At 71.6% G+C, this 21,451-nt stretch carries 15 protein-coding genes; 8 read left to right on the top strand and 7 right to left on the bottom strand.

Going from position 1 to position 21,451, the window contains the following annotated elements; translation table 11 throughout:
- Positions 1–59: 59 nt before the first annotated feature.
- Positions 60–1,382 carry a BTAD domain-containing putative transcriptional regulator gene (locus F4558_RS13155; RefSeq protein WP_167944310.1) on the top strand — a complete coding sequence of 441 codons (1,323 nt, stop codon included), beginning with the start codon at positions 60–62 and terminating at the stop codon, positions 1,380–1,382.
- Between the two features lie 109 nt (positions 1,383–1,491).
- Here the strand turns inward: F4558_RS13155 and F4558_RS13150 are convergent, their stop codons facing one another.
- Complete coding sequence (locus F4558_RS13150) at positions 1,492–2,067, bottom strand: sigma-70 family RNA polymerase sigma factor (protein WP_053660839.1); 576 nt, start codon at positions 2,065–2,067, stop codon at positions 1,492–1,494.
- Positions 2,068–2,393: 326 nt separating this feature from the next.
- On the opposite strand from F4558_RS13150, the gene F4558_RS32140 reads away from it, so the two are divergent.
- Positions 2,394–3,575 carry a cytochrome P450 family protein gene (locus F4558_RS32140; RefSeq protein WP_167944308.1) on the top strand — a complete coding sequence of 394 codons (1,182 nt, stop codon included), beginning with the start codon at positions 2,394–2,396 and terminating at the stop codon, positions 3,573–3,575.
- Between the two features lie 231 nt (positions 3,576–3,806).
- Here the strand turns inward: F4558_RS32140 and F4558_RS13140 are convergent, their stop codons facing one another.
- The 6 genes from F4558_RS13140 to F4558_RS13115 all read right to left on the bottom strand — a co-directional run bounded on the left by F4558_RS13140 (position 3,807) and on the right by F4558_RS13115 (position 9,654).
- Positions 3,807–4,400 (bottom strand): sigma-70 family RNA polymerase sigma factor, encoded by a 594-nt coding sequence (locus F4558_RS13140; RefSeq protein WP_167944306.1) that lies wholly within the window; start codon positions 4,398–4,400, stop codon positions 3,807–3,809.
- A 144-nt stretch (positions 4,401–4,544) separates the two neighbouring features.
- Entirely contained in the window at positions 4,545–5,213 is a 669-nt protein-coding gene (locus F4558_RS13135; RefSeq protein ID WP_053660837.1) for an ABC transporter ATP-binding protein, read from the bottom strand.
- A complete protein-coding gene (locus F4558_RS13130; protein ID WP_306271859.1) occupies positions 5,210–6,208 on the bottom strand; it encodes an ABC transporter ATP-binding protein in 999 nt (332 codons plus the stop codon). Before F4558_RS13130 ends, F4558_RS13135 begins: the two co-directional genes overlap by 4 nt.
- Positions 6,205–7,083, bottom strand: coding sequence for an ABC transporter permease (locus F4558_RS13125; RefSeq protein ID WP_053660835.1), 879 nt, complete (start codon positions 7,081–7,083; stop codon positions 6,205–6,207). Before F4558_RS13125 ends, F4558_RS13130 begins: the two co-directional genes overlap by 4 nt.
- Complete coding sequence (locus tag F4558_RS13120) at positions 7,076–8,095, bottom strand: ABC transporter permease (RefSeq protein WP_231640236.1); 1,020 nt, start codon at positions 8,093–8,095, stop codon at positions 7,076–7,078. The genes F4558_RS13125 and F4558_RS13120 overlap by 8 nt, the downstream gene beginning before the upstream one ends.
- Entirely contained in the window at positions 8,065–9,654 is a 1,590-nt protein-coding gene (locus F4558_RS13115; protein WP_053660834.1) for an ABC transporter substrate-binding protein, read from the bottom strand. The genes F4558_RS13120 and F4558_RS13115 overlap by 31 nt, the downstream gene beginning before the upstream one ends.
- A gap of 805 nt (positions 9,655–10,459) precedes the next feature.
- On the opposite strand from F4558_RS13115, the gene F4558_RS13110 reads away from it, so the two are divergent.
- From F4558_RS13110 to F4558_RS13085, 6 genes are all read left to right on the top strand, one after another.
- A complete protein-coding gene (locus F4558_RS13110) occupies positions 10,460–13,339 on the top strand; it encodes an ATP-binding protein (protein WP_280844840.1) in 2,880 nt (959 codons plus the stop codon).
- A 151-nt stretch (positions 13,340–13,490) separates the two neighbouring features.
- Complete coding sequence (locus F4558_RS13105; protein ID WP_167944302.1) at positions 13,491–14,519, top strand: hypothetical protein; 1,029 nt, start codon at positions 13,491–13,493, stop codon at positions 14,517–14,519.
- Positions 14,520–14,599: 80 nt separating this feature from the next.
- On the top strand, positions 14,600–16,939 hold the full coding sequence (locus tag F4558_RS13100) for a TOMM precursor leader peptide-binding protein (protein ID WP_167944300.1): 2,340 nt from the start codon (positions 14,600–14,602) through the stop codon (positions 16,937–16,939).
- A 52-nt stretch (positions 16,940–16,991) separates the two neighbouring features.
- Positions 16,992–18,446 (top strand): SagB/ThcOx family dehydrogenase, encoded by a 1,455-nt coding sequence (locus F4558_RS32135; protein WP_167944298.1) that lies wholly within the window; start codon positions 16,992–16,994, stop codon positions 18,444–18,446.
- Complete coding sequence (locus F4558_RS13090) at positions 18,443–19,252, top strand: HlyD family efflux transporter periplasmic adaptor subunit (RefSeq protein WP_167944296.1); 810 nt, start codon at positions 18,443–18,445, stop codon at positions 19,250–19,252. The genes F4558_RS32135 and F4558_RS13090 overlap by 4 nt, the downstream gene beginning before the upstream one ends.
- Positions 19,249–21,432 (top strand): NHLP family bacteriocin export ABC transporter peptidase/permease/ATPase subunit, encoded by a 2,184-nt coding sequence (locus F4558_RS13085; protein ID WP_167944294.1) that lies wholly within the window; start codon positions 19,249–19,251, stop codon positions 21,430–21,432. The genes F4558_RS13090 and F4558_RS13085 overlap by 4 nt, the downstream gene beginning before the upstream one ends.
- Positions 21,433–21,451: the final 19 nt, after the last annotated feature.

Here is a 21,451-nt window from a genome sequence, read left to right as displayed (position 1 = left end):
CGTCGCCACTGAGGGCGACCTGTCGCAACGTGGGCGCCTACGAGCAGGAAGGTATATCAGTGGTTGACGACGGTGACCGATCTCCGCCGTTGCTGTTCGAGGTCCTCGGCCCGATCAGAGTGCGGCGTCACGGCCAGGAGCTCGACCTGGGCCCTCGTCAGCAGCGGTTGATCCTGGCTCTCCTGCTCGTCCGTGGCGGTCAGCCGGTGGGGACCGGGGAAGTGATCTCCATGTTGTGGGGCAGCAGCCCGCCGACGAGTGCCGTCAACATCGTCCATCGGTACGTGGGTGATCTGCGCCGTCTGTTCGAGCCGGACATCAGGCCCCGGGCGAGGGGGCGCTGGCTCGCTTCCGACGCTGCCGGATATCGCATACTCGTGGACGAGCAGAACCTTGATCTGTTGTCCTTTCGCCGGCTCGCGCTGGAGGCCCGTTCGGCGGTTGCCGCGGGGCGGCCCGATGCCGCGATGGTGGCCTACACCAAGGCGCTGGACCTGTGGCGGGGACCGTGTGCGGGCGCACCGGAGTTGCTGGCGGAGCAGTTCGAGGCGTTCAACGCTGTCGACCAGGAATGCACAGGGGTCGCCAGTGACGCCGCCGATCTGTCACTCCTGCTGGACGGCGGTCGTTCCCTCCTGTGCACGTTGCGACGCGTGGCAACGCACCACCTCTTCGACGAGCGGCTCCAGGCCAGACTGATGATGGTGCTGTCCGGCTCCGGTCAGCAGGCGGAGGCCATCGCCCGCTATCACCTGCTCCGCCGGAAGCTCCGGGAGGAGCTTGGAGTCGACCCTGGCCCCGAGCTTCAGTCGGCGTACCGCCGAGTGCTCCAGCAGAGCTCCCCGCAGGAGAACGAGGGACGTCAGCGGACCTCCACCCCGGAACGACATCGCGAGGTGGCTCCGCCCGATCGAGGGCTGCAATCCCGCTACGACGGTGTGACTCATACCGCGTCGATCACTGTGGGTGCCGAGGACATCGGCCCCAACGGGCACGTCCGCAGCTCGAGATATCTCGACTATGCGATCCGGGCCCGCTGGGCGGCGCTCGCCGATGCCGGTCTGTCGATCAAGGAGTTGGCGTCGGCTGGCGTGGGGCCTGTGGAGCTGGACGTGTCGATCAAGTTCCTGCGCGAGCTGGTTCTCGGTGACGAGATCGATGTCGTGACCCGTTTCGAATATCCTTCTCCGAAGATCGTTCGACTCGTCCAGTCACTGTTCCGGCGCTCCGACGGGGTGTTGGCTGCCATCGTGACGAGCGTTACCGGGCTCATGGACATCGCGGAACGGCGGTTGGTCGACAACGCCGCCGAGGTGTGGGCGGACTTCCTGCAAGACCTCGCCGTTGTCGATCTCGCCGATTCGGAACTCGACAAGGCGTGACGTGCGGGAGAGTTTACGTAGCGGTCAACGTTACGTCGTTTGACGCAAGAAACGACCACTGCGCCGATTTACCGTACGCGTCTGAAATCCCGCCCGCCAGATAGGTGATTCAACCTCGCAAAGCGTCACGGAGCAGCTTCATGGCGTAGTGCGCACGAGATTTGACCGTGCCTACGGGAATGTCGAGTTGCGCGGCGGTTTCCTCAAGGGAGTGCCCCTTCACGTGCAACTCGACGAGGACGGCTCGGTGGGACGAACTCAGCCGGGCGATTGCCTGCTGGAGCGTCAGCTTGGCGATCACCGTTTCCGCGGCCCCGTTCCCGGAACCGGCGGGTTCGGTGTCGAAGAGGGCGACCTCCGTCGGTCGCGACTGCCGCTTCCGGTAGGCGTCGATGGCCAGCCGGCGGCCCACGGTGAACAGCCACCGACGCTGCGACTCGGGCTCGGTCGGCACCGCGTCGATGCTGCGCCAGGCCCGCAGCATCGTCTCCTGGACCAGGTCCTCGGCGGTGTGGGCGGCGTCCGACGACACCAGGCCCCGCAGGAAACGCAGCAGGGCACGGCCGTTATTGCGGTGGATTTCCTGGAGGCAGCCCTCGGCGCGGCACGCTGGCGATTCCGCGTCGGTCGGCTCGCGCTCGCGGTCGAGCTTCTCGGCGCCCCTGATCGCAGTCGCGATGGTCATGGTGAGTCCCCCCCTAGCAGTTCCAGCGGTTCGGGGCGCAAGGCTATTGGGGGCTAGTGCAAATCTACTTAACTGCCAGTTACTTCGTTGTGAGTGGCCAGCGGGGCGCATTTTCAGTGCACGTGGCGGCTGTTCACTCACTATTCATGGATAGTTTCCGAGGCTGCCGAGATCGTTGTCCTGCCTGACGTGCGCCGGGCGAGAAAGTTCAGCAGCGGTCCACGGCTGGCCGGCGGCAGCCGCCTTGACGGATACCGGACCTGCCTGAACTCGTCGACGTCTACTACGTCGACACAGGTATGGAGTCTCAAACTCAGCAACCGTCGGTGCGGGAGCCCTTTCTGGGCTTCTTCCGGGGTGACGTGCACAGCGAACTGGCCGGATACCGTGAGCGACGGCCGGTCGCGCCGCTGCGACTGCCCGACGGACGGACCGGTTGGCTTCTGACCCGTTACGACGACGTGCGCGAGGCTCTGGCCGATCCCCGCCTCGTCAAGGACGGCCTGTTGTCCCCGCTCGGCTTCCGGCCGCAGCTGCCTCCCGACATCTACGCCGCTACCGCGCGGAACATGCTCACCGTGGACCCTCCGGACCACACCCGCCTGCGCCGACTGCTCCAGGGCGCTTTCACCGCCCGTCGTATCGAAGGTCTCACGCCTGCCATCACCGCCACCGCCGACCAGCTGATCGACGACCTCGCCACGCCGGGACCGCACGACCTCATTGAGGAATTCGCCCTCCCGCTCCCGATCACTGTCATTTCCGAGCTGCTCGGTGTCCCGGCGGAGGATCGGGGCAGCTTCATGGAGTCGGCGAGTGTCATCGTCGCGGGTCCGAGCCGCTTCCACGAGCTGCCGGGCGCCATGATCGGGATGATCGGCTACATCCGTGACCTGGTCGCCACCAAGCGCCGGCAGCCCGGCGACGATCTGACCTCAGCCCTGATCGCCGAGCGGGACGGTGGCGACCGGCTCACGGAGGACGAACTCGTCTCGACGGTGTACCTGCTGCTGCTTGCCGGATACGACACAACGGCGAACCTCATCGGAAACGCTGCCTGGCTGCTACTCGACGATCGCGCGCGGTGGGATGCGGTCCGCACGGACCCGGGCCGGTTGCCACAGGCCATCGAAGAGGCGCTGCGCCACGAGAGCCCCGTACAACTAGGGACCCACCGCCTGGCCGTCGAAGACGTCACGTACGGCGATCAGGTGATCCCGGCCGGATCGACTGTTCTGCTGTCCATCCTGGCCGCTCACCGTGACGGCAGGCAGTACGCCGAGCCCGGCGCATTCGAGCCGGCACGCGAGCGGAGCCCACACCTCGCCTTCGGCCACGGCATCCACCACTGCCTCGGCGCACCACTCGCCCGCCTGGAGGCACGGGTCGCCCTCACCACGCTGGTGTCGCGTATGCCTGAGCTGCGCCTGGTCGACGGGTTCACCCCCCGGTGGCGGGCCAGCGCGTTGATGCACGGGCTGGAGGATCTGCTCGTGACGTCGAGCTGAGGACCTGCGCTGACAGTGCTGCCCGCCGGGGAGTTCGTCACCTCACACCCGCGAACGGATGCCTCGAACCCGCGTCGGTCAGGGTATGCCCACGCTCCTTGCCATCGCGGCTGTCTGGACCCTGCGGACCGCAGGCTTCGTCTGGTGGCATTTCGTTGTCCGGCACCGGCGCCCGTAGCGTTTCAGACGAAGAGGTCTCGGCGGGAGCCGGCCGTGCGTGTCTGAGAGGCGTCACCGGCCGACCATGACGTCGGCCGGTGACGCGTCAGTCGGTGCATCCTCGACAAACGGTCGCGGGTAGATTGCCGGACGCGCCAGATCCGGATACATCCCTTGCAGCGCCCGAAGGGCGTAGTACGCGCGAGTCGTGATGGTGGCCGTGGAGACAGCGAGCGCGGCGGCGGCGTCGGCCACCGAGTAGCCGCGCAGGTAGATGAGGTCGATCACGACCCGGTGCTTGGGCATCAGCCGGCGTACGCCCTCGGTCACCACCATCGCGTTGACCACATGCTCGGCGTGGTCGTCGGTCACCGCGTCCTTCACCGCGGCAGCCCGGAGCGCTCCGGCCGGCCGGGGGCAGGCCCGAGCCGTGACGATGGTCCGCACCACGCCCAGTAGCCAGGCTCGGACGGTGTCCCTTGTTCCACTCAGGTTGTCCGGATGCCGCCACGCGTGGACCAGGGCTTCCTGCGCGATGTCCTCGGCCTCCGCGTGGTCGCGTGTCAGCTGGCCGGCGTACGCCAGGATCGCCCGGCCGTGTTTCTGCCAGATGCTCCTGACCAGAGCCTCGCCCGCCGCCTCGCGGTGGTCGGTGTGCCGCCTCATCGATGCCCTTCCTCTGCTGCGGCGCCGGCTGCGTGCGCGCCGCTACGCCCTCGTCGACATCGACGGTCAGGGAGGATCAGGATTCAGGTGGGCCGGCCGAAATATCGCTCTGCGTAATCCCTCAAGCGCTCGGAGTAACCCAGGTCACACGAGGCCGGACAGGTCGACGATCCGGTCGGCCCAGCGTTCCATCAGGGTCTGGTCGTGGGTGACGACCAGAACGCCTGCGCGCTGGGTCCGCTGGTAGTCGCTGATGACGGCGGCGACGTGCGCCTGCGTGGAGGCGTCGAGCATCGCCGTGGCCTCGTCGCAGAGCAGGTAGTCGGGACGGTGCACGAGGGCCCGGGCGAGGCAGGCGCGTTGCAGTTGCCCGTCGGACACCGCGTGCGGCCGCCGGCCGCGCAGGTCCGGGGTGAGGCCGACGAGGTCGGCGAGTTCGGCCACCCGTTCGCGGACCACCGGTTCGGGCGTACGGGTGGCGCGCAGCGGTTCGGCGATCAGGTCGGTGATGCTCAGTCGGGGGTCGGCGGCGGCGCGGGGGCTCTGGAAGAGGGCGGCGACGCGGGTCCGTACAGCGACCGGCACGGAGTAGCGGGCGGCGTCGACAGGGGTGCCGTCGATGCTGACCCGGCCGCGGTCCGGGCGGTGCAGGAGTGCCAGCACCCGGACCAGCGTCGACTTGCCACTGCCGGACGGGCCGCGGAGCCCTACCGTCTCGCCCCGGTCGATCCGCAGAGTGACGCTGTCGAGCACGACCTGACGGCCGTACCCGACTGTCACCTCGTCGGCGAGCAGGTGCTGCGCGCTTGTCACGTGACGGCTCCGGTGGGGATGGGGTGGTGGCAGGCGACAGTGCCACCGCCGGCGGCCGGTGTCGGTAGCGGCCGGGTCGCGCATTCGTCGGCGCGGCGTGGGCAGCGGGGTGCGAACGCGCATCCCGGGGGCAGTGCCGTGAGCATCGGCGGGTCGCCCGGCACCGGCCGGAAGGCCCGGTCCGGCAGGGCGTCGAGCAGCGCCGAGGCGTAGGGGTGGGCCGGTGCGGTGAACAGGCGGTCGGTGTCCCGGTGCTCCACGACGCGGCTGGCGTACATGACGGCGACGGTGTCGGCGACCCGGCGCGCGGCGGCCAGGTCGTGGGTGATGAGCACTACTGCCGCGCCGTTGTCGCAGCGGCGGCGCAGCAGGTCGAGGGTGTGGTCCACCAACGGCCGGTCCAGCCCGGTGGTGGGTTCGTCGGCGATGAGGAGCGACGGATCCGGTGCCAGCGCGAGCGCGGTGACCAGACGCTGTGCCATGCCGCCGGACAGTTCGTGGGGATAGCGGTCCAGGTCCGCCGGGTCGAGCCCGACGTCGGCCGCGAGCCGGTCGGCGTCCTGGCGGTCCCGGCCGTGCGCCCGCAGCGTCTCGGCGAGCAGCCGTCGCCCGGTGCGCACCGGGTTCAGGGCGGTGGCCGGGCTCTGCGGGACCAGGCCGACCCGTCGGCCGCGTACCTTGCGGGCCAGGTGGCGCTGGCCGCAGGTGACGAGGTCGACGGGGTCGGTGTCGTGCAGTACGGCGTGGCCGGTGACAGTGGCGTTGCCGGGCAGCAGACCGAGCAGGGCGTGGGCCAGGACGGACTTGCCGCAGCCGGACTCGCCGACGACGGCCAGCAGTTCGCCGGCCCGTACGGTGAGGCTGAGGTCGCTGACGGCGCGCACGGTCGCGTCGCGGAGCCGGAACTGGACGCCGAGACCGTCCACGGCGAGCAGTGGCCGACCGGCCACGTTGCGGGGCGGTGCCGGGGCGACGGCCGATTCGGTGGTGGTCACAGGTGCAGCTCCGCTCGGACCCGGGGATCGAGGCGGTCGCGCCAGCGGGCGGCGAGGACCGCGATGGCGAGGGTGACGACGACGATGACCGCACCCGGCGCCAGGCTTGCCCACCAGGCGCCGGTCAACAGCGACCCCTGACCGTCGTTGATCATGTTGCCCAGTGAGGCGAGGTGCGGCGGCAGGCCGAGGCCGAGGAACGACAGCGCGGTCTCGTGCCACACCGCGTGCGGGATCATGAGAGTGGTGGCCAGCGCGAGCCGGGGCAGGACATGCGGCAGCAGGTGCCGCAGCAGGACCCTGCGCCGGCTGGCGCCGCCGCTGATGGCGGCGTCGACGAACGGTCGGGTACGAAGGCTCAGCAGCTCGGATCGGACGATGCGGGCGGTGGAGAGCCAGTGGGTGAGGCCGACCGAGGCGATCACCGCTCCGAGGCTGGGACCCAGCATCGCGACGATGAAGATGCCCAGCAGCAGGTGCGGCATCGCGGCGATGGTGTCCACGATCCGCATCAGGACGCGATCGACAGGGCCGCCGAGCGTACCGGCGATCCCGCCGACCACGCCGCCGAGGACTGTGGCGACGAGCGCGGCGACCGCACCGACGAGCAGCGAGACCCGCAACCCGTAGACGGCCCGGTGTGCCACGTCCCGACCGAGGTCGTCGGTGCCCGCGAGGTGGGTCCAGGACGGCGCCAGCCGGGTCTGGTCCAGCGCCACAGCGCTCTGGTCGAGCGGCCAGACGAGCGGGGCCAGGAGCGAACCGGCGACGGCCACGAGCAGGATGAGACCGGCCGCAACGGCACCGGCCTGGCCCGGTCGCGGCCGGAACCGGGCCACCCGGAGCAGCGATGGTCGGGCAGCGAGGTCAGTCATCGAGTCGTACCCTCGGGTCGGCCGCGGCGTAGGCGAGGTCGGTCGCGAGATTCGCGGCCAGCACCACGGCGGTGGTGACGAGCGTGATCGCCGCCAACAGCGGGAAGTCGCTGCCCAGCGCGGCGGCGACCGTGACGGCACCCAGCCCCGGCAGCGAGAAGACGGTCTCGACAAGCACCGCGCCGCCGACCAGTTCCGGCAGGTGGGTGCCGACCAGGGTGAGGAACGGCAGCAACGCCGTCCGCAGCGCGTGTCCGAACAGCACGATCCGCCCGGGCAGCCCTCGCGCCCGCGCCGCGAGCACGTGGTCGTCGCGCAGGCTCTCCGCGACCGCGTCCCGGACGAACAGCACGAACCACGGCGCCTGGGACACCGCCAGCACGCCGACCGGCAGGATCAGGTGCCACGCCACGTCGGACCACGACGTACCGGTGGCGGCCACGTCGGTGAGCCCGCCGGCCGGCAACCATCCCAGGGCCAGCGCGAACACAGCGATCGCGGCCAGGCCCAGCCAGAAGACCGGCATCGACTGCACCGCGTAGGCGGCCGTCCGCAACGCCCTGTCGAACAACCCACCTCGCCGGTACGCGGCCAACGAGCCCAGCAGCAGGCTTCCGGCCAGGACAAGGGCCAGCGCCACGCCGATCAGCAGCAGTGTCCAGCCGGCCCGAGCGGCGAGCACCGAGGCGACCGGCTCGTGTCGGCTTGTCGACCAGCCCAGGTCGCCCTGCACCAGGTTGCCGATCCAGCGCAGGTACTGCACCGGCAGCGGATCGTCGACACCCCAGTTGGCGCGGATCTGCGCCAGGTTCTCCTCGCTTGTGGTGAAGGCCGCCGCGCCCGCGTACTGCTTGGCCGGGTCGATCGGCGACGCGGCGCCGAGGGCGAACATCCCGATGCTCGTCGCGAGGAGCACCGGCACGGCGACCAGGAGGCGACGCCGGACCACCGCCCCCGCACCCGCCAGTCGGCGGGAGCGGGTCACGAGCGGGTCCAGGTGTCGATGTTCCACCAGATGCTGTTTGCCACCCCGTGCTCGTGCGCCTCGACACGGGGAGTCACGCCCTGGACCGAGGCTTTCAGCACATAGGTGTGCCGCAGGTAGGTGAGGAACAGCCACGGTACGTCGGTTGCCAACTGCTGCTGGAACCGCGCGTACGCGGCCTTGCGGCGGGCCGGGTCGTACTGGTCGCGGCCGTCCTGCAGTGCCCGGTCCACCACCTCCGAGCGGTACGAGCCGGGGTTGAAGTAGCCCTGCCCCGCGAACCGCGAGCCGAACAGCTTGTACGAGACGAAGTCCGGGTCGTACGGCGTGCCGTACCCCATCAGCAGGGCGTCTGACTTCATCCGCGGGTCGATGGCGTCCCAGGTGAGCCCCGCCGGGGTGACCTCGATGCCGATCTTCTTCGCGTCGGCGGTCACCGCCAGGGCCAGGTCCTTGCGGAGCGTGTCGCTCGCCGGGTACATCAGCGTGAACCGGGCCGTCCGTCCGTCCTTGACGCGTACGCCGCCCGGGCCGGGGGTCCAGCCGGCCGCGTCGAGCAGCGCACCCGCTGCCGCCGTGTCGGCTGTCGGCTTGCCGATGATCGAGGGCTCGGCGAACTCGGAGGTCGGAGGGATCGGACCGAACGCCGGCTCGCCCGCGCCGCCGAGGATGCCGGACACCATCGCGGACCTGTCCACTGCCAGGTTGAGCGCCCGGCGGACCGCAGGGTCGGCAAGGACCGGGTTGCCCGACGGCAGCATCACGCCGCGGTAGTCGGCGGTCGGCACCCGCTGCACCTGGTACGCGGTATCGGTGTCGAAAACGGAAGCGAGCTTCGGTGGCAACTCGGCCGCGTCGAACTCGCCGGCACGCATCCGCTGGGCGCGTACGTTGTCGTCGGCGACGAAGGCGACAACCAAACGGTCGTTCGCCGGCCGGCCGCCGAAGTAGCGCTCGTTGGCCGTGAGCACCAGCCGGTCGCCAGGTGTCCAGGAGTCGACCCGGTAGGGCCCGGTTCCGACCGGCTTCCGGTTGAATCCGGCGGTGTTGATGTCCTGGCCGCTGAGCAGCTTGGCCGGCACGATGCCGAGGGTGAGCCGCTGGAGGAACGGCGCGTACGGGTAGCGCAGCCTGAACACGACAGTCGCCGGATCGGGTGCGGTCACCGACTCGACCATGTCCAGGTCGGAGCGCAGCGTCGAGTCGACCTTCGGATCGAGGACGGCCTGGTAGGTGAAGACGACGTCCTGTGCGCTCAACACCGTGCCGTCGTGGAACTGCACGCCGTCGCGCAGCTTCGCTGTCACTGTGCGCCCGTCGGCTGACAGCAGCGGCAGGTCGGTTGCCAGGCCGGCGACGAGCCGGTTGTCGGCGGCCCGGGCGACGAGGCCGTCGAAGATCAGCGAGGCGCCGTCGACGCCGTAGTTGAGCACCGGGTTCAACGCGTCCGGCTCGTCGGACGTCGCCACGACAAGCGTCGTGCCGCCGGATGAACCGTCGGGGGTGCTCGGGGCCGAGCAGCCGGCGAGGACGAGAGCCCCCGTGGCCGCGGTCGACGCCACGAGGCGCCGGAGGATCGGACGCATCCGGGTCACAGAAGGCTCCTGTGGTGTGGGAGATCATTAGGTGTCGGCGCAGCTCCGAGCGCCGCGACCTTTGTTGATCACGGTGACACAGTTGCAAGTCTTTGGCAATTACCACAGTCGTGCATCACAGTCGTGTGGTCGACGGTGACGGCACCGGCGCGTACGGGCAGTGACCCGGCGGTCGATGTGCCGAGATGCTCGAAGAAACGTGGGCACCTCGGCCGGCTCGGCGCTCCGATCGATTTCGTGAGCCGGCTACCTGCGGTTGTCCTTCAGCATCCCTCTTGGGTGCTGGTCGCCTCCGGATGCGATGCTCGCCCGTCGAGGATCGGCCGAGAGCAGCCAATTCTGATCCGGATCTTTGCCTGTCGCCGACGCGCCCTTGCGGAAGTCTTGCCGTAACGGCTCGGAGGGGTCAGGTGAAGGCACGATAGAGAATCGACCGCTTCGGCGTTCTTATAGGCGCTCATGGCTATTGACAGCATGGTGTGATTGGCCTTCGACGATCGTTCATCTGCCACAGGCTGAGGCGTCAAGGGGTCCCAGCGGCGGGCTCTACCTCGAAGGTGGGCTGGTCGGCCAGTGGGGTGGGGGTGATTTAGTGGCTTTCAGGGATATGGTTCCGTCCGTCGGGTGACCGGCACCTTCTTGCGGGTTGTGCTGCGATGTCGGAATGAACCCCTGCTCCCGGTGCCGCCTGGTCAAATAAGGGCTGGTCGCATCACCTAATTCGACATTGGACGATGCTCCGGTATAGTGCGGCCAATCCCCTTTTGACAGTGCCGGAAAGCGTCTGATCTGCGTGATGACACCTGGGCTGGGAAATGCGTCGAAAGACCCGCGCTTCGTAGGGCGGCGACAGCAGTTGGCGCGTATCGAGAGAGCCCAGGCCGCGGTGCTGAGCCACAGCCGGCAGATGGTCTGCGAGGTCGTCGGCGAGCCGGGCATCGGCAAGACCCGGTTCGTCCGCGAGGCTCTGGACCGGTGCGTCCCCACCGTCCCCTGGGCCATCGGGACCTGCGCGCCGGATGAGCGAGGCGTCCCCTTCCACGTGTTCCGGCACGCTTTCACCGAGGGGTACCCGCCTCGGCCCGGGTTGACTGCCCGGTCGTCCGCCAGGGAGGCCTGGCCGGAGCCCGCCGCCCCGGTGCCACCGGCGCAGGAACGGGCGTCGGACGCCCGCCGGTTCCGGACCTACCAGTTGGCCCGCCGGCTGATCGGAGTGGCCGCCCAGGACGGTCTGGTGCTGGTCCTCGACGACCTGCACTGGGCGGACGCACCCTCCGCCGGGCTGATCGCCCACCTGCTGCGGTATCCGGTGCCCGCCCCGCTGCTGCTCGTGCTCGTCTACCGCCCACGGCAGATGGCGACCCCGATGCCGTTCGGCCCACCGGATCCCGACGGACACGTCGACGCCGCACCGACCGCACACGACCGGATCGAACTCCGCCCCCTCGACCTCGCCGAGGTCGCACTTCTGCACCCCGACGTCGCCCAGCCGGAGCTGCGCGTCCGGTACGACCTGACCGGCGGCAACCCTGGTTACCTGGCGGCGTTGCCGGGCGGTCCCGACCCGGCCGGCACCGGCCCGAACCTCGAAGCGCCCGGCGCCCGACTGTCCGACACGGCGATGGCAGTGCTGCGGCGCGAGTGGGTGGCCCTGCCGCCCGTCGAGCTGGCCTGCCTGCGGGCCGGGGCGATCGTCGACACCCCCTTCGCCGCGGATCTGCTTGCCGAGGTCGCGCAGGTCCCGACGCCACTGGCGGTCGAGGCCGGCTGGCGGCTGGCCCGGCTCGACCTGATCCGCCGCGTCCCGGGCACCGGACGGTTCGCCTTCCGGCACCCGGTGCTGCGGATGGCGGTCGCCCAGGACACCGACCCGGCATGGCGGGTGGACGCCTGCGCGCGGGCGCTCACAGCGCTCGTCGATCGCGGCGCGCCACCTGCGGACCGGGCCCGCTACGCCGAGCGCCTGCTCGCCCTACCCAGCGGCCGCTGGGTCGAACGCTGCGTCGACGTGCTCTGTCGGGCCGCCGAGGAGATCCGCTGCGAGACACCGGACCTTGCCATCCGCTGGCTGCGGCTGGCGCTGCGGGCGCTGCGGCCTACGGCCGGTTCGGCGCAGCGTCGCCGCGAGGTGTCGCTCGTGCTGGCCCAGATCACCGGGGAGGCGGGCAACCTGGCCGAGAGCAGGGCCCTGCTCCAGGAGATCGTGCCGCTGTTTCCCGCCGACCCGCAGGGGCGACGGGCTCGGGTCGTAGCCCTCTGGGCGCGCGTGGAACGCCTGCTCGGCAACTACGCGGAGGCGGCGGCTATCAGCCGGCGCGAGCTGGCCGCCCTGCCGGCCGGCACCGGCCCCACCGGCGGCTACCGCCTCGCCGCCGAGATCGGCGCCGCCGGCATCCTGGCCGGCCGCCCCCTGCCCGGCCTCCCCGACACGCTCGGCGGCGACTCCGGTGGTTCCGGTGTGGACCGGGCCGGCCTGCTTGCCATCCGGAGCCTGGCCGCCGCGCACGATGGCGCGCTCGACGAGGCGCGGAGCCTGCTCGACGCCGGCGCCCGGATTGTCGACTCGCTGCCGGACCGGGACATGCGTGGCCACCCCGACTGCTTCACAGCGCTGGGCCTCACCGAGTTGTACCTCGAACAGCAGGCCGACGCGGCGCGGCACCTCGACCGAGGGCTGACCCTCGTCCGCGCCTCGCACCGCGACGACGGGCTGTGCCTGCTGCTGCTCGGTCGCAGTCAGGTGGCCTACCACGGCGGCCAACTCACCACAGCCATCGGCTTGGCCACCGAGGCGGGCATCGTCGCGCGGCGCATCGGCAGTCGCCACCTGCTGAGCTTCGCCCTGGCGTTCGAGGCGGAGGCGACGGCGTGGCGTGGTGGTCCTCGCGACGACGACAGAGCGGTGGCGCTGGCCCGCACCGCGGTCGGGATCGCCCCCGACATCGCCACCTGGTGCGGTCGTACCGCCGTGCTGGCGCTGGCGACCGCGGCACTGCTGTCGGGTGATCCCGCGACCTGTGCCGAGCTGGTGCACTCGGCCGGCGGCGACAACCGGCTGAGCCGGCTCCAGAGCACGCTCCGGCCGATGTGGTACGAGCTGCTGTGCGCCGCCGCGCTCGCCGGAGGTGACGTGGACGACGCGGAACGGCAGGCCCAGCGGGCGATGGCGGAGGCGGATCAGATCGGCCTCGCCGGGCAGCGGGGCTTCGCCGAGTCGGCGTACGGCGAGGTGCTGTTGGCCCGTGGTGAGATCGCGGCGGCGCTGCTGCATCTGGAGACGGCCGGCGACCTGTTCCGGGCCGGCGGAATGGTGCTCCGGCGCAGCCTCGCGCTCGCCTCCCTGGCCCGGGCGGCCGAAGCCGCGGACCAGGCTGGCACGGCGGCGCGCGCCCGCCGCCGTGCGCTGGAACTGGCCGCCTGGTGCGGGACGGAACGGGTCGGCCTGCGGCTGGCCCGCCCGGTCGGCCCACGCGAGGTCGCCGCCCTGACCGACCGGGAGTGGCACATCGCGCGGCTGGCGGCGACCGGGGCCACCAGCCGACTGATCGGGCGGCAGCTGAACATCAGCCCTCGCACCGTGGAGGCGCACCTGACCCGGATCTACCGCAAGGCGGGCGTCGCCTCCCGGTCGGCTCTGGTCGCCTGGGTCGCTCGGCTCGATGACACCGATCGGTGACCACGGCCCGGGCCGGATGACGTCGTTTCCTGCAACGCCGACGGGCCGTGCAGCACGAGGCCGCGCCGCCACCGGCCTGGCCCGTTGACCGCTCACATACTCGACTCCATCGGGCGCGATTCCCGTGCACCGGTGGTGGATGGAGGACGAGATGCTGGGCAGAAAATCCGTCAGGAGCCCGCGTATCCTCGCCGCGCCGGCGCCAGCGATGCCGTTCGCCACCGCTGCGGTGGCCGCGCTGCTCGTGTTGACCGGCTGTGGTGGCGAGCCGGTGGACGCGGCCACCCCGGTGCCCGACGGCTCGACCGCCTTCGGTCGGGACCGGGCAGCGTTGGTGCTCACCGCCTTCGACCAGGCCGACTCGGCCGCCTCGGTGGCCGGCGACGTCGAGGCGCTGAAAACCCAGGAGGTGCCCCCCGCGCTGGACCTCAGCATCGCCGCGGTCCGCCGGTCCGCCTACAACCAGCGCCCGCAACCGTCGTTCCAGCACATCAACCCGGCCTTCGCGGTGCCGCCCGGCGACCCGGCCTGCTTCCTTGCCACCGCCACCCTCAAGCTGGCCGGCTCCGAGCTCGCCCCCACCGACGTCAGCCAGTTCGTGCTCGACGCCGACGGCCACTGGAAGCTCAGCCACAACGTCCAGGTCACCCAACCGTCGCTGGTGGTCGCCCGCAGCATCGACGGCCGGCCGGCCACCGAGGGCGGCGAGGCCCTGGACGAGACCAGCCGCCGTGCCCTCGCCGCCGAGGTGTTCGCCCGCAGCATCGGATCCACGACCAGCAACAGGTCCCTCGTCGTGTCGAGCCCGTTGCTCGACGGCCAGTTCGCCGGCGGCTGGGAGGTCTACGGTCAGCAACTCGCCGGTGTCGGCGCGGCGGTCCAGCGCACCCTGGACAAGGCCGAGTGGTCGGACTGCGCGGTAGCGGTGCCGGCCGGCACGCTGACCTTCCTGACGATCCACGCCACCGACACGTTGCGCCCGGCGCCCGGCGGCCCGGCCACCGTCCAGTTGGTGCCGCAGAGCCCGGACCTCATCGCCACCGGCCACCGCGAGGCGGTGCGCGGGAAGTCGATCCGGGTCACCAGGGTGGAGACCTTCCTGTTGCTCGTACCGGCGCAGACCACCGGAGCCTCGGTGCTGGGGCTCAACGACACCGCGCTGGCAGTCACCCCTAGCTGACCGGACCGCCGGACGCCTCCGGCGTCGCCGACGGCAGAAACCTGTGGCATCACTCGGGATCGGGCCCGGGGACCACGACGATGGCAGTAGCCGTGATCGCCGGCGGTGCCGGCGGTGCCGCGGCCCGGCCACCAGGCTCGGGAGGAACCATGTGGCGTCCGCGCTTCCGATCGGACTACGTGCCGGTGCGGCTGCCCGACGGGCCGCTCGTGGTGCTGGGGGAGACCCGCAGCCTGCTCGTCGACGACCCGGTCGCCGCCGACCTGGCCGACCAGCTCGACGGCGCCGCGCCTCTTGCCGACGTGCTGGCCCGACTGGCCACCCGCCATCCGGTCGCCGCCGTCGCGGCAGCCCTCGCCCGGCTGCGCGACCACGGCCTGCTGGTGTCCGGTCCCGCGCACACCTCGCCGGCCGAGGCCGCCGGCTGGGACGCCCGGGGTGTTGCGCCCGAGGCCGGGCGGCGGTGGATGGCCGGAGGGCCGGTGACAATCGTCGACCTCGGGGCACCCCGGGCGGCCGAGACCGCCGACGCGCTGCGCGCACTCGGGCTCGCCGTGACGGTGGTCGGGCCGGACGACAGCGACCCGGGCGCCGCCCAGCTGCTGGTGCTGCCGTCGTCAATGCTCGACCCCCGGCTTGCCCCGATCAACGACAGGTACCTGGCCGCCGGCCGCCCGTGGACCCTCGCCCGGCCGCACGGCAACGTCGTTTTCCTCGGCCCGCACCTGGTGCCCGGCCGCACCGGCTGCTGGGCCTGCCTGCGGCAACGCTGGCAGGAAAACGAGCAGGTGAACGCGTACCTCGGCGGGCAGGACCTGGCCGGTGCGCTGCCGCAGCCCGGCCGGGCGGTCCTGCCCGGCCTGGCCACAATGGCCGCCGGGCTGCTCGCCGCCGAACTCGCCGTGCTGGCCGTGCGGGGAAGCTCGCCCCGCCTCACCGGCCGCATGGTCGCCCTGGACACCCGGGACCTGAGCACCGAGAGCCACCAACTGGTACGCCAGCCACAGTGCCCCGCCTGCGGCGACCCGGACCTCGTCGGCAAGGCCGAGCCACGCATAGATCTGCCACCCAGCGGCGCCCAACCCAGCCGCGCCGGGGAATCCCGCACCCGGGAACCCGCCGAGACGTACGCCGCGCTCGCCCACCACGTCAGCCGGTACCTGGGCGTGGTGAGCCGGCTGACCTCCCTGGAGGCGACCGACAACGGCGTCACGCACACCTACTCGGCCGGGCACAACTTCGCCCAACCCCGCCAGCTCGCCGCTCTGCGCCGCAACCTGCGCGGGCAGAGCGGCGGCAAGGGCCGGACCGACCTGCAGGCCCGGATGAGCGCCATCGGGGAGGCAGTGGAGCGCTACTGCGGGGTGTGGCGCGGCGACCGCCCGGTGCACCGGGCCACGTACCGGCAACTCGGTCCGGACCGCGCCGTGCACCTGCGGGAGTTGCTGCTGTTCTCCGAGCGCCAGTACGCCGACCGGGACCGGCTCAACCGCGACCTGGGGCACCTGCACCGCGTTCCCCGCCCGCTGCCGGACGACGTGGAACTGGACTGGACAACTGGCTGGTCACTGTCCCGGCAGGTGCCGCGCGAACTGCCCGCCGCGTACTGCTGGTACGGGCATCCGGAGCTGACCGGCCTCGGGGTGTGCTCGGCCGACTCGAACGGCTGCGCGGCCGGCGGAACCCTGTCCGAGGCGATCGTGCAGGGCTTCTGCGAACTCGTCGAACGCGACAGCGTGGCCCTGTGGTGGTACCACCGCTCGCGCATGCCGGGGGTGGACCTCGCCTCGTTCGGCGATCCGTGGACCGCCGCCTGCGTCGACCACCACGCCACCGCCCTGGGCCGCGAGCTGTGGGCCCTGGACCTGACCGCCGACCTCGGCGTACCCGCGTTCGCCGCGGTGTCCCGGCGTACCGACGGTGGGCCGGAGGACGTCCTGGTGGGCTTCGGCGCGCACCTTGACGCGCGGGTGGCGTTGACCAGGGCGCTCACCGAGGTGAACCAGTTCCTGCCCGCCGTCTCCGGGCCGACCTCCGCGCGCAACCGGTACGGCGTCGACGATCTGGACACCGAGCGCTGGTTCGGCGCCGTGCGGGTGGCCGACCAGCAGTGGCTGTCTCCCGACCCGAACCGGCCGCCGCGCACCGCCGCGGACCATCCGACGCTCACCACCGGCGACGTCGGGGACGACGTGCGGGAGTGCGTACGTCGCGCCGAGCGCGCCGGCCTGGAGGTGATCGTCGTCGACCAGTCCCGCCCCGATGTCGACCTGGCGGTGGTGAAGGTCGTCGTGCCCGGCCTGCGGCACTTCTGGCGTCGGCTCGGTCCGGGTCGGCTGTGGGACGCGCCGGCCCGCCTCGGCCGGAGTCCGCTGGCCGCCGACGAGACGTCGGCAAACCCGCTGAACGTCTTCTTCTAGCGAGAGGTGCGCAGATGACCACCGTGGTGGACCCGGTCGGTCGGCGACAGTCGTGAACGGCTCCGTCGGCGGTCCGCCGATCCAGGACGCGTACCGGCTGCGCCGCGACGCGGAACTGCGGCTCGGCGAGGACGGCTCGCTGACCCTGCGGCAGACCCGCTTCCAGCTCACCCTGGAGCGGCCCGGCATCGGCCGGCGGGCGCTGCTGCTGCGGCTCGCCGCCGACTGGGTGAGCGACGTCGAGGTCGGTCGACTGATCAGCGGGCTGGAGGGGGAGAACCGCGTGCTGCCGGCGCAGTTGCTGCTGCGTCGGCTGCTCGCCCACTCGTGGCTGGAGCGTCGCGTCCAGGCCGACGACCGGCCGCTGCTCGACCTGGTGCCCACCGGCCTGGGCCGGGGCAGCCTGCCGGACAGCCGCCCGCACACCCCGGGGGTCCGATACCGGCTCTCCCGCTTCGCCACCCTCCAGCACGAACGGGGCATGCTGGTGGCCTCGTCACCGCTGAGCAGCCTCACCGTCGGCTGCGCCGACGCCGCCGTCGGCGCGGTGCTTGCCGCCGCCGTGCCCGGTGTCGGACCCGACACTGTGGCCCGCACGCTCGGCGTGTCGCCGGAGGCCGCCGGCCGGGTGCTCGACGAGTTGGCCACCGCCCGGATCCTGGTCACCGCCGCCGAGTTCGAGGCGGAACGCGACGACGCGCCACTTGCCTACTGGTCGCCGGAGGAGTTGCGGCTGCACCACCGCTCCCGGGCCGGCCGGCACGCGCTGCCGGTGGGCGGCACCTACCGGATGCGGGGACGTTTCGCCCCGCAACCGCTGCGCCGCGCGTACGACGGAGGTCGGGCGGTCGAGCTGCCGCTGCCGGACCTGGCGACGATCGCCAAGGAGGACCCCGCGTTCAGTCAGGTCGTCGCGGACCGGCGCACAGTGCGCGACCACGACGACGCGGCGCCGCTGCCCCTGGACCGGCTGGCGGAGTTCCTGTACCGGTCGCAGCACACCACTGCCGTCGGGGAGGCCGGCGGGCAGGAGATCGGCCACCGCCCCTACCCGGGCGGCGGCGGGGTCTACGAGCTGGAGATCTATCCGCTGGTCGCCCGCTGCGCCGGGCTCGACCCGGGGCTCTACCACTACGACGCGGTAGGGCACCGGCTGGAGCCGGTCGCGGCCTGGGCGGCTGCCGCCGACCGGCTGCTGGCGTACGCCCGGGCGGCCGGCGCCATGCCCCGTCCGCCGCAGATCGTCCTGGTGGTCACCGCCCGGGTCCAGCGGCTCATGTGGAAGTACGAAGGGATGAGCTACGCCATGATTCTCAAGGACGCTGGTGTGCTGACCCAGCAGATGTATCTCGTCGCCACAGCCATGGGCCTGGCGCCGTGCGCCCTCGGCGCCGGGGACTCCCAGGCGTTCGCCGAGTTGTCCGGGCTCGACCCTCTGGTCGAGCCGAGCGTGGCCGACTTCCTGCTCGGTTCGCGATGCGCCGCCGCAGCGGGGGACCGGCCATGAAGTTCCGGCGGCAGGCGCTGCGCCAGTTGGAGGCGCCCGAGCAACTGGACCGGGCGGTGCGGCTGACCACGGTGCCGAACTGGCTGGCCACCACAGCGCTTGTCATAGTCGTCGTCGCCGCGGGCGTCTGGTCGGTGCGCACTGTCGTCCCGCGGACCGTCGAGGCGGCCGGCGTGCTGATCCACTCCAACGGGATCTCCGCACTCGACGCGCTCGACAGCGGTCAGGTCACGAAGGTGTGGGCGTCACCGCACCAGCGGGTGGCAAAGGGCACGCCCCTCTACAGCCTGCGCACCATGGACGGCAAGGTGCGTGTGGAGAACGCGCCGGGTGACGCGTACGTCGTTGCCTGGCTGGTCTCCGAGGGCGAGATCGTCACCCCGGGTACGCACCTGGCCGACCTGGAACGCCTCGACACCGCCGGGGACGCGTTGCAGGCCGTCGTCTACGCCCCCGCCGTGGCCGCGCCGCTGCTGCAACCCGGCGTACCCGTCGAGGTGGCCGCCGCTGCGGCGCCGCGCAACGTGTTCGGCACCCTGGCCGGCCAGGTCATCACTGTCGGCGCGTTCCCGGAGACGGAGGCTTCGCTGCGCGCCTTCCTGGGCACCGGGCCGGACGTCCGGCGGCTGCTGGCCGACGGCAGCGTGGTGCGGGTGACTGTCGCCCTGGAACCCGACCCGGCAGCCCTGGGCGGACTGCGTTGGACCAAGTCCCCGCCGCCGTTCCAGCTCAATTCGGCAAGCGAGGTCACCGCCTGGTTCACGGTGGACCAGGAGCACCCCATCGACTGGTTGCTGCGGCGATGAGCGCGCCGACGATCGCCGCCGCCGGCACACCGGAGCTGCCCAGGATCCGGCGTCGACGGGTCCGCACACCCACAGTCATCCAGATGGAGGCGGTGGAGTGCGGCGCCGCCGCGCTCGGGATCCTGCTCGCCCACCACGGTCGCCACGTGCCCCTGGAGGAGCTGCGCCGGGTGTGCGGAGTGAGCCGGGACGGCTCCACAGCGGCGACGGTCCTCAAGGGCGCCCGCCGGTACGGGATGGTGGCAAAGGGTTTCCAGATGGACCTGGGCGGCCTGGCCACCGTGGCGCTGCCGGCGGTGCTGTTCTGGCGCTTCGAGCACTTCGTGGTGCTGGAAGGGCTCGGCCGGAAGGTCCACATCAACGACCCGGCCACCGGTCCCCGCGCGGTGAGCTGGGAGGAGTTCGACGGCGCGTTCACCGGCATCGTCCTCACCATGCAGCCCGGTCCGGAGTTCCGGTCGGGCGGCACCCGTTACCGGCTGCTCCGGGCGCTGGCGCAGCGGTGGCGCGGTCCGGGTTCGGCCATCGCGCAGATGCTGCTGCTCGGGCTGCTGATCGCCGTGGTCGGTCTGACCATCCCGGTGATGGCCCAGGTGTTCGTCGACCGTGTGCTGTTGCAGGAGGATCGGGCCGCCCTCGCCGGTCTGGTGGCGGCGGTCGCTGTCGCCACAGTGCTGACCTTCCTGGCCAGCCTGCTCCAGCAGCGCCTGACCGTACGCGCGGAGACGGCGCTCGCCCTGAGCAGTGCCGCGCGGTTCTTCCGACATCTGCTGCGGCTGCCGCCGACCTTCTTCGACCAGCGGCAGGCCGCCGACCTCAGCCAGCGGGTCCGTGGCAACGAGGTGGTCGCCGAGGTGCTCACCCGCCGTGCGGCCACCACCGTTGTCGACACCGGGCTGGTGCTGGCGTACGGGGTGCTGCTCTGCCAGTACGACCTGCTGCTGGGACTGTGCGCCGTGGTCCTCGCTGGTCTGAACGTCAGCGTGCTGCGCTATGTCGCCTCGACCCGCTCGATCGCCGTCGCCGGGCTCCAGGCGGACCGCAGCAAGCTGGTGACGACCGTCTACACCACTGTCCAGATGATCGAGACGGTGAAGGCGGGCGGCGAGGAGGAACGCGCCGTGGCCCGGTTCGCGGCCCGCCATGCCACGGTCGCCAGCCGCCAGCAGCGGTTGGGGGTGCCCACGGCGGTGCTCTCCGTCCTGCCGGCGTTCCTCGCCTCGGGGACCGCCGCGGTGCTGCTGGGGCTCGGCAGCCGGCAGGTGGCGGCGGAGGCGATGAGCGTCGGCGTGCTGGTCGGCATGCAGAGCCTGGCCATCGCGATGAACCGACCGTTGGGCAACCTGACAGCGCTGGGCTCGCGCCTTCAGGACATGAGCGCCGACCTCAACCGGCTGCGTGACGTCGAGCAGTATCCGCTGCCGTCGGCCGAGGACCGACCTGCCGGACCGTTGGCGCCCATGGAGGGGCACCTGCGCATCGAGGAGGTCACCTTCGGCTACAACCCGCTGGGCCGTCCACTGCTGGAGAACTTCAGCCTTGACCTCCCGCCGGGTGCCCGGGTGGCGCTCGTCGGGCGCTCGGGCAGTGGCAAGTCGACTGTGGGTCGACTGGTCGCCGGGCTCTACCGCCCGTGGACCGGCCGGGTCACTGTCGACGGCGTCGAACGGACAGGGACCGACGACGGCCTGTGGGCGGCCACCGTCGCCATCGTGGACCAGGACCTGCGGCTGTTCGAGGGGACGGTCCGGGACAACGTCACGATGTGGGACCTGACGGTCGCGGACGAGGACGTCGTCACCGCGCTCACCGACGCGTGTCTGTACGACGAGGTGGCGGCCCGCCCGGGCGGCCTGGCCAGCCCGGTACGGGAGAACGCCCGCAACTTCTCCGGTGGGCAGCGGCAGCGGCTGGAAATCGCCCGCGCGCTCGTCCGCAACCCTCGGGTGCTGGTGCTCGACGAGGCCACAAGCGCGCTGGACGCCGAGACCGAACGCCGGATCGACATGCACCTGCGCCGTCGGGGGGCGACCTGCCTCATCGTGGCCCACCGCCTGTCCACGGTCCGCGACTGCGACCTGATCGTCGTGCTGGACGGCGGTCGGGAGGTGGAGCGCGGCACCCACGAGCAACTGGTCGCCCGGGACGGGGCGTACGCGCGCCTGGTCCGGGACCACTGACCCACGACGATCCGAGGAG

This window comes from Micromonospora profundi, assembly GCF_011927785.1.
In the GTDB taxonomy this organism is placed as follows: domain Bacteria; phylum Actinomycetota; class Actinomycetes; order Mycobacteriales; family Micromonosporaceae; genus Micromonospora; species Micromonospora profundi.
Note: the sequence above shows the minus strand (reverse complement) of the source record. Positions and strands in the feature narration are given on the sequence as shown.

What these genes read in the sequence shown, in the direction of transcription:
- F4558_RS13140 (WP_167944306.1), bottom strand. Translation starts at nt 4,400, where the DNA reads ATGAGGCGGCACACCGACCACCGCGAGGCGGCGGGCGAGGCTCTGGTC.
- F4558_RS13090 (WP_167944296.1), top strand. Translation starts at nt 18,443, where the DNA reads ATGAAGTTCCGGCGGCAGGCGCTGCGCCAGTTGGAGGCGCCCGAGCAA.
- F4558_RS13105 (WP_167944302.1), top strand. Translation starts at nt 13,491, where the DNA reads ATGCTGGGCAGAAAATCCGTCAGGAGCCCGCGTATCCTCGCCGCGCCG.
- F4558_RS13085 (WP_167944294.1), top strand. Translation starts at nt 19,249, where the DNA reads ATGAGCGCGCCGACGATCGCCGCCGCCGGCACACCGGAGCTGCCCAGG.
- F4558_RS13115 (WP_053660834.1), bottom strand. Translation starts at nt 9,654, where the DNA reads ATGCGTCCGATCCTCCGGCGCCTCGTGGCGTCGACCGCGGCCACGGGG.
- F4558_RS13100 (WP_167944300.1), top strand. Translation starts at nt 14,600, where the DNA reads ATGGCAGTAGCCGTGATCGCCGGCGGTGCCGGCGGTGCCGCGGCCCGG.
- F4558_RS13125 (WP_053660835.1), bottom strand. Translation starts at nt 7,083, where the DNA reads ATGACTGACCTCGCTGCCCGACCATCGCTGCTCCGGGTGGCCCGGTTC.
- F4558_RS13110 (WP_280844840.1), top strand. Translation starts at nt 10,460, where the DNA reads ATGACACCTGGGCTGGGAAATGCGTCGAAAGACCCGCGCTTCGTAGGG.
- F4558_RS13150 (WP_053660839.1), bottom strand. Translation starts at nt 2,067, where the DNA reads ATGACCATCGCGACTGCGATCAGGGGCGCCGAGAAGCTCGACCGCGAG.